Source organism: Candidatus Microbacterium phytovorans (genome assembly GCA_029202445.1).
Taxonomy (GTDB): domain Bacteria; phylum Actinomycetota; class Actinomycetes; order Actinomycetales; family Microbacteriaceae; genus Microbacterium; species Microbacterium phytovorans.
In genome coordinates this window covers 60046-71731 of record CP119321.1, presented here as the reverse complement: position 1 = coordinate 71731, position 11686 = coordinate 60046, and the positions used below count along the sequence as shown (strand labels likewise).

The window sequence follows — 11686 nt, the reverse complement described above, 5'->3', positions numbered from 1 at the left end:
CGGTCGTTGAGCGAGCGCAGCGAGACGAAACGCCCGCCCGATGGGAGCTGCGTTTCGTCTCGTCGCTCCGCTCCTCGCTCAACGACCGAAACACCACCCGGTCGTTGAGCGAGCGCAGCGAGACGAAACGCCGCCCCGGTCGTTGAGCGAGCGCAGCGAGACGAAACGCCCGCCCGATGGGAGCTGCGTTTCGTCTCGTCGCTCCGCTCCTCGCTCAACGACCGAAACACCACCCGGTCGTTGAGCGAGCGCAGCGAGACGAAACGCCCGCCCCGGCGGGAACGCCGTTTCGTCTCGTCGCTCCGCTCCTCGCTCAACGACCGGTAGAAGTCGCTCCGCGGGTCGCGTCAGCCGGCGAGGCGCGCGGCGGTCTCGACGACGTTCGCGACGAGCATCGCGCGCGTCATGGGCCCGACACCACCGGGGTTCGGCGAGAGCCAGCCCGCGACGTCCGCGACGGCGGGATCGACGTCACCGGCGAGCTTCGCCCGCCCGCTGTCGGTCGTCCCCACACGCGTCACGCCCACATCGAGCACGGCGGCACCGGGCTTGATCCACTCCGGCTTGACCAGGTGGGGCTGTCCGACAGCCGCGACGACGATGTCCGCGCGGGACACTTCGGCGGCGAGGTCGGGGGTGCGGGAGTGGGTGAGGGTGACGGTGGCATCCGTGCCCTTCCGGGTGAGCAGCAGGCCCAGCGGACGGCCCACGGTGATGCCGCGACCGATGACCGTCACGTGCTTCCCCGCGATCGCGACGCCGTGACGCTCGAGCAGCTCGACGATGCCGGCCGGCGTGCACGGCAGGGGCGCCGCGACGGCGTTCGCCGGGTCGACACCGAGCACCAGGCGCCCGAGGTTCGTCGGGTGGAGGCCGTCGGCATCCTTCGCCGGGTCGATGAGCTCGAGGATCGCGTTCTCGTCGATGCCCTTGGGCAGCGGCAGCTGCACGATGAACCCCGTCACCGCCGGGTCTTCGTTGAGACCGCGGACGGCGGCGGCGATCTCCTCCTGCGTCGCGGAGGCGGGCAGCTCCACCGAGATGGATGCCACCCCCACCTCGGCGCAGTCGCGGTGCTTGCCGGTGACGTAGGAGCGGGATGCCGGGTCGTCTCCCACGAGCAGGGTGCCCAGGCCCGGGACGATGCCCTTCTCGGCCAGCGCGGCCACCGTCACGGCGAGCTCCGCCTTGATGGCGGCCGCCGTGGCGACGCCGTCGAGACGCTGAGCGGTCACTGCTGGAGGCCCGGGTAGAGCGGGAACGCCTCGGCGAGCACGGCGACGCGTGCGCGAAGGGCCTCGAGGTCGGCACCGGGCTGCAGAGCCAGCGCGATGACGTCAGCCACCTCGGTGAACTCCGCGTCGCCGAAGCCGCGCGTCGCGAGCGCAGGGGTGCCGATGCGCAGACCCGAGGTGACCATCGGCGGGCGCGGGTCGTTGGGCACCGCGTTGCGGTTGACCGTGATGTGGATCTCGTGGAGCAGGTCTTCGGCCTGCTTGCCGTCGATCTCGGCGTCGCGGAGATCGACGAGCACGAGGTGCACGTCGGTGCCGCCGGAGCGGACGGCGATGCCGGCATCCTTCACGTCCTGCTGCGAGAGACGCTCGGCGATGATGTGCGCGCCGCGGAGCACGCGCTCCTGACGCTCCCGGAACTCGGGGGTGTTCGCGAGCTTGAACGCCGTCGCCTTCGCGGCGATGACGTGCATGAGCGGACCGCCCTGCTGACCCGGGAAGACGGCGGTGTTGATCTTCTTGGCGAGGTCGGCGTCGTTGGTGAGGATGAAGCCCGAGCGGGGGCCGCCGATCGTCTTGTGCACGGTCGAGGAGACGACGTGCGCGTGCGGGACGGGCGACGGGTGCAGACCCGCGGCGACGAGACCCGCGAAGTGGGCCATGTCGACCCAGAGGATCGCGCCGACCTCGTCGGCGATCTCGCGGAACTTCGCGAAGTCGAGCTGACGCGGGTATGCGGACCAGCCGGCGATGATGACCTTCGGCTGGTGCTCGACGGCGAGGCGGCGGACCTCTTCCATGTCGATCGTGGACGTCTCCGGGTCGACGCCGTACGCGACGATGTTGTAGAGCCGGCCGGAGAAGTTGATCTTCATGCCATGGGTGAGGTGTCCACCCTGATCGAGCGAGAGGCCGAGCAGCGTGTCGCCGGGGCGGGCGATGGCGTGGAGCACGGCGGCGTTTGCCGTGGCACCGGAGTGGGGCTGCACGTTGGCGAACTCGGCCCCGAACAGCTCCTTCGCACGGGCGATCGCGAGCTCTTCGGCCACGTCGACCTCTTCGCAGCCGCCGTAGTAGCGGCGACCCGGGTAGCCCTCGGCGTACTTGTTGGTGAGCACGGAGCCCTGCGACTGGAGCACCGAGACGGGCACGAAGTTCTCGGATGCGATCATCTCGAGGTAACCGCGCTGACGCTGCAGCTCGCGATCGAGCACCTGCGCGATCTCGGGGTCGACCTCGGCGAGCGGGGCGTTGAAGACGGAATCGGTCATGACGATCTCCTGACGACGGCTTTCGGGATGGAATCTCGCATCGGCCCAGGCGTGCGGTCGAATGCCGTGTCGGTCGCTCCCCGGTGGTGGCCCACCTCAACGCCAGTCGCGACCGTTCGAGCATACCGGATAGCGCGCTGATAGGCTGGCCGAGATCATTTGTTAGGTTTCCTTACAAGCCCTGGTCGCGGCAGCCGCGTCGGGACAGAATGAGAGCCATGGTGGCCGCACCCTCCCTCATCCCGCTGCCCCTGTCGGTGACGCCGGTCGACGGCCCCGGCTTCGCGCTGACGGCCGAGACGGAGATCACGGGCGAGACGGATGCCGTCGCCGCGCTGCACGGCATCCTCCACGACCTCGACCTCGCCCCGGCCGGCGACGGCGGGCACGTCGAGCTCTCGATCGACGGGGCCGGCGGCCCCGAGTCGTACCGCCTCGAGGTCGACGCCTCGGGCGTACGCGTGCGCGCAGCGGATGCCGCGGGCCTCTTCTACGGCGTGCAGACGCTCGGGCAGCTGGTCGCCGCCGCCGACGCCGGTCCGCTGCCGGCGGTGCGCATCGCCGACGCGCCTCGCTTCGCCTACCGCGGCGTGATGCTCGACGTGGCCCGGCACTTCCACCCCGTCGAGACGGTCGAGGCCTACATCGACCGCGCCGCGGGACTCAAGTTCAATCACCTGCATCTGCACCTGTCCGACGACCAGGGCTGGCGGCTCGCTTCCGCGTCGCGCCCGCTCCTGACCGAGCGAGCTTCGGGCACGTCGGTCGGCGACGACCCCGGCGGGTTCTACACGCAGGACGACTATCGCCGCATCGTCGCGTACGCCGCAGCACGGCACATGACCGTGGTTCCGGAGATCGACCTTCCGGGGCACACGCACGCCGTCTCGCTCGCCTACCCCGAACTGACGGAGCAGCCCGTCCTCGCCCCGCACGTGCTCGAGACCGTCGAGGCGTTCGGCGGCGGGATTCCGACGCACGGCGAGCCGTATCGCGGCCTCGCGGTGGGGTTCTCGTCGCTGCGCATCCACGCGGAGGAGACGTACGCGTTCGTGACGGACGTGCTCCGCGAGCTCGCCGACCTCACCCCCGGGCCCTACCTCCACATCGGTGGAGACGAGGCGCTCGGCACGCCCGCGGCCGACTACGCCGCATTCGTCGCCCGGGTCACACGCATCGTCGCCGATCTCGGCAAGGTGCCCGTCGCGTGGCACGAGGCGGGCGCCGCCACCGACCTCGCCCCGGGCACCGTCGGGCAATACTGGGGCTTCGTCACCCCGACCGACGGCATGGACGACAAGACCCGCACATTCCTCCGACGCGGCGGGCGCGTGATCCTCTCCCCCGCCGACGCCGTCTATCTCGACATGAAGCCGTCCGACGACTTTCCGATCGGACTCACCTGGGCCCGGGGTGCGACGAACGTCGAGCGCGCCTACCGCTGGGAGCCCGCCGAGGTCGTCGACGGACTCACCGAGGCCGACATTCTGGGTGTCGAGGCCCCGCTGTGGACGGAGACGGTGCGTGATCTGTCCGACATCGACGCGCTCGTCTTCCCCCGCATCGGCGCCGCCGCCGAGGCGGGCTGGTCGCCGCGCACGGGCACCCACCCCGATCGCACGTGGGAGTCGTTCCGCGTGCGACTGGCGGGCGTCTCGCAGTACTGGCGACGCCGGAGGTACGGCGCATGACGACCGTCATCCACAGCGTCCGACTCGTCGACGACGAGCGGATCGTGGACGACGCGTGGGTGGCATTCGACGACGGCACGGTCTCGCAGACCGGCACGGGCGACGCGTGGCGCGCCCTCCCGGCGGCGGATGCCGTCGACGGCGGCGGCGGGCTACTCACCCCCGGCTTCATCGATCTGCACGGGCACGGCGGCGGCGGGGCCGCGTTCGACGACGGCCCCGAGGCCATCGCCCGCGCCCGGGAGGTGCACCTGGCCCACGGGACGACGCGGGCCGTGCTCTCCCTCGTGACGGCGTCGATCGACGACCTCGTCGCGCGGGTCGCGGTCGTCGCCGATGCCGCGGAGCACGATCCGTCCATCCTCGGCAGCCATCTGGAGGGGCCGTTCCTCGCCGCGCGGCACAAGGGCGCCCACACCGCCGCTCTGCTGCGGCATCCGGAGCCGGCCGCCGTCGACCGGCTGCTGTCGGCAGGGCGCGGCACCGTGCGGCAGGTGACCCTCGCACCGGAACTGCCGGGAGGAATGGATGCCGTGGCGCGCTTCGTCGCCGGAGGGGCACGCGTCGCCGTCGGCCACACCGACGCCACGGCCGCGCAGGCCCGCGCCGCCTTCGACGCCGGGGCCACGATCCTCACGCATGCCTTCAACGCGATGCCCGGCATCCATCACCGCGCGCCGGGTCCCGTGGTCACCGCCCTCCGCGACGATCGCGTCACGCTGGAGGTGATCGCCGACGGCATCCACGTCGATCCGGACGTCGTGGCCGTCGCGATGGCGGCAGCGCCGGGCCGGGTCGCCCTCATCACCGACGCGATGGCCGCTGCGGGCGTCGGCGACGGCATGTACCGGCTCGGCGGGCTCGGCGTCACGGTGTCCGACGGTGTCGCCCGCCTCGACGACGGAGGCACGATCGCGGGGTCGACGCTCACGCAGGACGCCGCGCTGCGCGTCGCCGTGGGCGCCGGCGTGACGCTCCCCGTCGCCGTCGCGGCACTGACGGCAGTGCCCGCGCGAGCACTCGGCGAAGCGGGTCGGTACGGGTCGCTCCGGGTCGGCGCGGCGGCGGACGCCGTGCTGCTGAGCGACGAGCTGCGCGTGCGATCGGTGTGGCGCGACGGCATCCGCGTTCCTCGCTGACATCGACGCGACACGGATGCCGGCGAGGCGATCGGGCGGGGGGCGGGTGCGCCCCCCAGCGCACTCCGCCCCTCCTGCCCTTCACCGACGCGCCCCGGGACTCTCCCCCCAGATCGACCCGGACGCCGGTCGGCGGTTCGATTTCTCGACTCCCCCAGGAGACCGCCGATAGGGGAGACGGCGACGAGCGGGTTCTATGACGCCGGTCGGCGAAGTTCTCACAAAGTCAGGAAAATTTCCTGCCAAGAGCTCGCATCGCGGGCAGTTTTCGAGTTCGCGTCATAATATGCGCGCTGACGCGTCTCTGTGGTGGGACACGTATGCCCGAAATACCCGACGACACCACGGAAGCCTCCCGCCGAACCATGACTTCGCCCGACGACGCCGCGCCCGACGACACCCTCGACGGCGCTCCCGCCGACGCCGACCTCGTCGCACGCACCCGCAACGGCGACCCCGACGCCTTCGGCGAGCTGTGGCGTCGGCACTACCGCTCCGGCATCACCGTGGCTCAGTCCGTCACGACGAGCATCGATGCCGACGACCTCGTGCAGGAGGCGTACACGCGCATCTACCGGTCGATCCAGGCGGGCGGCGGCCCCACCGGGTCGTTCCGCGCCTACCTGTTCACCAGCATCCGCAACACGGCGGCCGGGTGGGGACGCGCTCGCCGCGAGACGCCCATCGACGAACTCGAGGCCGTGGAAGACCCGGATGCCGCAGCCCACGCAACCGACGAGGCGCTCGACCGCAGCCTCACCCACCAGGCGTTCCGCAGTCTGCCGACACGGTGGCAGGAGGTGCTCTGGTACACCGAGATCGAGCAGATGAAGCCGGCCGAGATCGCCCCGCTCGTGGGCATGAAGCCGACGGCCGTCGCTCAACTGGCGTTCCGCGCGCGCGAAGGTCTGCGCGAGGCGTGGATTCAGGCGCACCTGCGGTCGGTGACCGACGATTCCGACTGCTATTGGACGATCCACCGCCTGGGCGCGTACGCGCGGGGCAACCTCGGCAAGCGCGACCGCGTGAAGCTCGAGGCGCATCTCGCCGACTGTGCCCGGTGCACGATCGTCGCCTCGGAGGCGAAAGAGGTCTCGCACCGCCTCGCCATGATTCTCTTGCCGCTCACGATCGGAACCGGCGCGGCGACGGCATACCTCGCGACCCTGCAGGGCGGCGGCACCCCGCTGGTCGCGCTGGCCGCCGGCGCATCCCCCGCACTCCCCGGTGCCGTCATGGGGGCCGGCTCCGCTCCGGGCGCCGCGGGCGCACCCGGATCGGACGGCGGGCTCGGCGTCGCGGGCTCGGCGGGTTCTGCCGGTTCTACCGGCTCTGCGGGATCCGCCGGCGTCGTCGGTTCCGCCGCCGGCTCGGGAGTGCTGTCGGGAGTCAGCGGCGTCGCCGCCCTCGTCGCCCTGGTCGTCGCCGCGGGCGCGGTCGCGGCCGCGGTGGTGCTTCCTCCGATGCTCTCCGCCGCCCCGGCGGCGCCTGCCGGCGGCGCACCACTCGGCACACCCATTCCCGAGACCCCCCTCCCCGAATCCCCCAGCCCGGAGCCCGTCGCCTCGCCCTCCGCGAGCCCGTCACCCAGCGATCTGCCCACGCCGACGCCCAGCGCCGTTCCCCCGCGCACGAGCACGCCGGAACGGCCCCCGGTCCCGCGCCCCTCGACGACCCCGACCGCGACGCCCGAACCGCGCCCCACGCCGACGCCCACCCCCACGCCGGAGCCGACGCCCACTCCGACGCCGACGCCCACTCCGACACCGACACCGACGCCCACGCCCACGCCGACCCCGACCCCGACACCGACGCCCACGCCGACGCCCACGCCGACACCCACGCCGACGCCGTCCGTGCCCGCCGGAGTACCCGTTCTCACGGGCTACGAAGCGGAGGCCTCCGTCGACGGCATCGCGACCCTCCGTCTGAACTTCACCGGTCCCGCGGGAGCGACGGTACGCCTGTGGTTCACCGACGACGCCGCACGTCGGAGCGAGGTCACGCTCGACGGGGCGGGGGCCGGCGCCCTGACGTTCATGATCAGCGACGCCGAGATCGATCTGGGCACCCAGATATCGGTCGCATACGTCTCCGGCGACGTCGTCGGCGAGGTGCTGACGCTTCAGGTGACGCGGGCCGAAGGCGACACCGCGCCGTAGACTGGCGGACATGGCCGAACTGCCCCACGTGCGCCCGGAAGCACCGGCCGAGCCCCTTCCGGCAGGCACGCGCCCCCCGCTCCACGCCCTCGATCTGCTGGCCTTCGTCTGCGAGCTGTTCGCCCTGGCGACGCTGGCGCTGTGGGGCTTCACCGCGTGGGCACTGCCGTGGAACATCGTGTTCGGCATCGGCGCACCGGTCGTGGCGATCCTGGTCTGGGCGCTCTTCGTCTCACCGCGCGCCGTCGTGGCCGTTCACCCCTTCGTGCGCGCACTCGTCGAGCTCCTCGTCTACGCCTCCGCCACGATCGCCTGGTGGAGCATGGGCAACGCCGCCATCGGGATCGTGTTCGGCATCGTCGCGGTCACCGTCGGCGTGATCTCCGGACGCCGCCGACTCGCATGAGCGCCGTCGACGTCGTCGAACGGCTGCGCGCGCAGCTGGGCGACCGCGTCGACACCGAACCGATCGCGCTCGAAGCGACGCGCGCCGACAAGTCCGGTCACGCCTCGCCCGGCGCGCCCCTCGCGATCGTCCACGCGCGGAGCGTCGAGGACGTGCAGGCGACGCTGCGCATCGCGCACGCCACTGCCACGCCCGTCGTCACCCGAGGCGCGGGGACGGGCCTCGCGGGGGGAGCGAACGCGGGCCCCGGCGAGCTGGTGCTCTCCCTCGCACGCATGGACCGCGTGCTCGAGATCCGGCCCGACGACCTCCTGGCGGTCGTGGAACCCGGCATCCTGAACGCGCGGCTCAACGAGATCCTCGCCGAGCACGGGGTGTGGTGGGCACCCGACCCCGCGAGCCGCGAGATCTCCACGGTCGGCGGCAACATCGCCACCGGTGCGGGCGGTCTCCTCTGCGCGAAGTACGGCGTCGTCCGGGACGCGGTGCTGGGCGTGGACATCGTTCTCGCCGACGGACGGCTCCTGCGCCTCGGCCACCGCAGCGTCAAAGGCGTCACGGGGCTCGACCTCACCTCGCTCGTGATCGGCTCCGAGGGCATCCTGGGTGTCATCGTCGGAGCGACCCTCAAACTCCGACGCCTCGTGCCCGGACAGTCGCAGACCCTCACCGCCGTCTTCCCCGACGTGCGTGCGGCAGCGGTGGCCGCTGCCGCCGTCACCGCTTCCGGCATCCAGCCCGCGATCATGGAGCTGATGGACGCGCTGTCTCTTGAGGCCGTCCACCGCCTGCTGGGGCTCGCCCCGCCCCGCCCCGACGCGGCCCAGCTCACCATCCAGACCGACGGGGTCGCCGCCGAAGCCGAGGCCGACGCGATCGCCGCCGTGCTGCGCGACCTCGGCGGCGAGGTCGCCGTCGCCGCCGACGCCGCCGATGCCGAACGGCTCTGGTCGATTCGCCGGTCGATGCACCCCGCGATGGAGTCGCTCGGCACCACCCTCATCGAAGACGTCTCGGTGCCCCGCAGCATGCTGCCCGAGATGTTCGACGCCATCGCGCGGATCGAGGCGGGCTACGGCATCCGCATCCCGACGGTGTGCCACGCGGGCGATGGCAACCTGCACCCCAACTTCGTCTTCGAGGGCGACGTCGTGCCACCCCACATCTGGGAGGCCGCCGACGAGCTCTTCCACGCGGCGCTGCGCCTGGGAGGCACCCTCACGGGTGAACACGGCATCGGCGTGCTCAAGCGGCGGTGGCTGGCCGACGAGCTCGGCGACGACCAGTGGGAACTGCAGCGTCAGATCGCGCGCGTGTTCGACCCCGCCGGCATCCTGAACCCGGGCAAGGTCTTCGCTCCCTGAGCGCCCTTCCTCAGGCCTGGGGCGGGTAGACGGTTACGGAGCCACGGGACTCGGCGCGGGACCCGAGCACGATCGCGAGGATGCCGAGGAGCGACGGCACGGCGACGCTCACGAGGCTGGACATCCCGAAGAGCGCGAAGAGGGCGTCCTGGCTCTCCGGGGCGCTTCCGAGCGCGACCCCGACGACCTGCGTGATGACACTCACCACGACCAGGGCGGCTAACCCCCACGCCGGGGACCAGTTCCACGGCGGCGGCACCGCCCGGGCGCGCCCGATGGCGACGACGGTGGCCAGTGCCGCGGCGAACCGCACGGCGAGGTCGATGTAGCCGAGGATCAGGTAGCGCTGCGGATCACTGTCGGAGGACGGCAGGATGCCGGTCACCACCCACATCACGGGGCCGACTGCGGCGAGCGCCACCATCGCCGCCACGCCCCACGGGCGGCGAGCGACGACCGACCCTCGTCCGCCGAACCCGAAGGCGAAGATCACGAGCGCCGCGGAGAAGGCCGACATCGCGACCCACGCGAACAGGGTGTTCGCGATTCCCGGACCGCCGGTGAGGCCGGGGCCGCCGAGCACGAGCGGAACCACCGCGCTCGCCAGCAGCAGACCGCCGCCCCACACCCAGGCCGGTGTCGTCGTCGTCCTCGCTGCGTCGCTCACGGTGCCGACTCTAGCGCCGGCGCCCGCCGCGCCTCAGAATCCCTGCCAGGCGGGCTTATGGGCGAAGGCATACCGGTAGTAGTCGGCGTTGCGCAGCCGGGAGGCGGCCGCTTCGTCGACGACGACGGTCACGTGCGGGTGCAGCTGGATCGCCGATCCGGGCAGCGACGAGGTCACCGGTCCCTCCACCGCGCCCGCGACGGCATCCGCCTTGCCCTCCCCGAACGCCAGCAGGAACAGATGCCGGGCGTCGAGGATCGTGCCGAGGCCCTGCGTGATGCAGTGCCGGGGAACGTCGTCGATCGAGTCGAAGAAGCGGGCGTTGTCGGCACGGGTCTGCTCGATGAGGGTCTTGACCCGCGTGCGCGACGCGAACGACGAGCCCGGCTCGTTGAAGCCGATGTGACCCGACGTGCCGATCCCGAGGAGCTGGAGGTCGACGCCGCCGGCAGCGGCGATCGCCGTCTCGTAATCCTCTCCGGCGTGCTCGATCCCGTCGAGGCTGCCGTCGGGCGTGCGGATACGCTCCGGATCGAGCCCCAGCGGCTCGACCACCTCGCGCGTGATCACCGACCGGTAGCTCTCCGGGTGCCGAGGATCGATGCCGACGTACTCGTCGAGCGCGAAACCGCGCACGCGGCTGACGTCGACGCCGGCGAGCCGCGGGCGCAGCGCCGTGTAGACCGGCAGGGGCGTCGAACCGGTCGCGAGTCCCAGCACGGCGTCCGGGCGGGACCGGACGAGCCGGACGATCTCGTCGGCGACGAGTTCTCCCGCCGCGGTCGGAGTGGGGACGATGACGACCTCAGCCATGCGCGAGGACCTCCTGTTCGTGTGCGGTCGCGCCGATGAGGGCGGCGCCCAAGGCTGCCGCGGGCGAACCCGGCGGCAGGAGTTCGATGCGTTCGGGAAGGTGCAGCGACCGCAGGAACGTCGACTCCGCCGCGCTGGCCTCGAGCTCCGCCACGAGCGGTGCGAGCAGACGATCGCCGAGCGCCGTCAGTCCCCCGCCGAGCACGACGGTCTCCGCATCCTCCGTCAGCACGAGGATGCGGACGGCCGCCGCCACGCCGTAGGCGAGATCGCGGCGGAGCCCGTCGGCCGTCGGGTCACCGGCATCCGCCGCGTCGAACACATCGCGAACGGGAAGGATGCCGGGCTCCCCCCAGCGCTGGGCCACGGCACCGCCGCCCGCCAGCGCCTCGATGCACCCGCGCTGGCCGCACCGGCAGCGGGGCCCGCGCGGATCGACGGGAATGTGCCCGACCTCGCCGGCCGTGCCGCGCGCACCGCGCCACAGGCGGCCGTCGCGCACGATGCCGGCCGCGACACCCGTTCCCAGGTTGAGGTAGGCCAGGCTCCCGGATGCCTCCCGCGCTCTCGCCCGGCGCCGGAGCGCGAAGGCGCCGACCGCCGCTGCCTTCACGTCGTTCTCCGCGCGCACCGGCACGCCGAAGAGCGGACCGACGGCGGCGCCGAGGTCGAGCGTCTCGATCCCGAGGTTCACCGCGTGCGAGATGCGCGCCGTGCCCTCGGCGACCTGGCCCGGGATGCCGATGCCGATCGAGTCCAGCTCCGACGGCGCGTGGCCGATGTCGGCGCAGAGCGCGACCACCGCGTCGGCGATCGTGCCCACCACGGCATCCGCGCCCCACCCGGTCGGCCGGCGCAGACGCGCGACGATCTCACCGTCGGGCGCGACGGCCACTGCGTCGGTCTTGGTGCCGCCGACGTCGAATCCGAGACGCATG

At 72.3% G+C, this 11686-nt stretch carries 10 protein-coding genes and 1 riboswitch; of the genes, 5 read left to right on the top strand and 5 right to left on the bottom strand.

Features of this window, described 5'->3' with window-relative positions; genetic code table 11:
- Positions 1-347 precede the first annotated feature (347 nt).
- Entirely contained in the window at positions 348-1235 is an 888-nt protein-coding gene (locus P0Y48_00305) for a bifunctional methylenetetrahydrofolate dehydrogenase/methenyltetrahydrofolate cyclohydrolase (GenBank protein WEK13686.1), read from the bottom strand.
- Positions 1232-2506 carry a serine hydroxymethyltransferase gene (locus P0Y48_00300; GenBank protein ID WEK13685.1) on the bottom strand — a complete coding sequence of 425 codons (1275 nt, stop codon included), beginning with the start codon at positions 2504-2506 and terminating at the stop codon, positions 1232-1234. Before P0Y48_00300 ends, P0Y48_00305 begins: the two co-directional genes overlap by 4 nt.
- Positions 2507-2542: 36 nt before the next feature.
- Positions 2543-2626: riboswitch (ZMP/ZTP riboswitch) on the bottom strand.
- A gap of 98 nt (positions 2627-2724) precedes the next feature.
- Here P0Y48_00300 and P0Y48_00295 point away from each other — a divergent pair.
- The 5 genes from P0Y48_00295 (at position 2725) to P0Y48_00275 (ending at position 9268) form a co-directional block, all read left to right on the top strand.
- A complete protein-coding gene (locus P0Y48_00295; GenBank protein ID WEK13684.1) occupies positions 2725-4197 on the top strand; it encodes a beta-N-acetylhexosaminidase in 1473 nt (490 codons plus the stop codon).
- A complete protein-coding gene (gene nagA / locus P0Y48_00290) occupies positions 4194-5336 on the top strand; it encodes an N-acetylglucosamine-6-phosphate deacetylase (GenBank protein ID WEK13683.1) in 1143 nt (380 codons plus the stop codon). Before P0Y48_00295 ends, nagA begins: the two co-directional genes overlap by 4 nt.
- Before the next feature lie 365 nt (positions 5337-5701).
- Positions 5702-7498: a sigma-70 family RNA polymerase sigma factor gene (locus P0Y48_00285; GenBank protein ID WEK13682.1), complete on the top strand. Its 1797-nt coding sequence runs from the start codon at positions 5702-5704 to the stop codon at positions 7496-7498.
- A 10-nt stretch (positions 7499-7508) separates the two neighbouring features.
- Positions 7509-7904 carry a YrdB family protein gene (locus P0Y48_00280; GenBank protein WEK13681.1) on the top strand — a complete coding sequence of 132 codons (396 nt, stop codon included), beginning with the start codon at positions 7509-7511 and terminating at the stop codon, positions 7902-7904.
- Positions 7901-9268 (top strand): FAD-linked oxidase C-terminal domain-containing protein, encoded by a 1368-nt coding sequence (locus tag P0Y48_00275; GenBank protein ID WEK13680.1) that lies wholly within the window; start codon positions 7901-7903, stop codon positions 9266-9268. Before P0Y48_00280 ends, P0Y48_00275 begins: the two co-directional genes overlap by 4 nt.
- Positions 9269-9278: 10 nt before the next feature.
- On the opposite strand, the gene P0Y48_00270 is transcribed toward P0Y48_00275, so the two are convergent.
- Genes P0Y48_00270 through P0Y48_00260 form a run of 3 tightly spaced genes read right to left on the bottom strand, consistent with a single transcriptional unit; the run spans position 9279 to position 11685 of the window.
- Complete coding sequence (locus P0Y48_00270; GenBank protein ID WEK13679.1) at positions 9279-9935, bottom strand: hypothetical protein; 657 nt, start codon at positions 9933-9935, stop codon at positions 9279-9281.
- Between the two features lie 33 nt (positions 9936-9968).
- Entirely contained in the window at positions 9969-10748 is a 780-nt protein-coding gene (locus tag P0Y48_00265; protein ID WEK13678.1) for a glucosamine-6-phosphate deaminase, read from the bottom strand.
- A complete protein-coding gene (locus P0Y48_00260) occupies positions 10741-11685 on the bottom strand; it encodes an ROK family protein (GenBank protein ID WEK13677.1) in 945 nt (314 codons plus the stop codon). Before P0Y48_00260 ends, P0Y48_00265 begins: the two co-directional genes overlap by 8 nt.
- Position 11686: the final 1 nt, after the last annotated feature.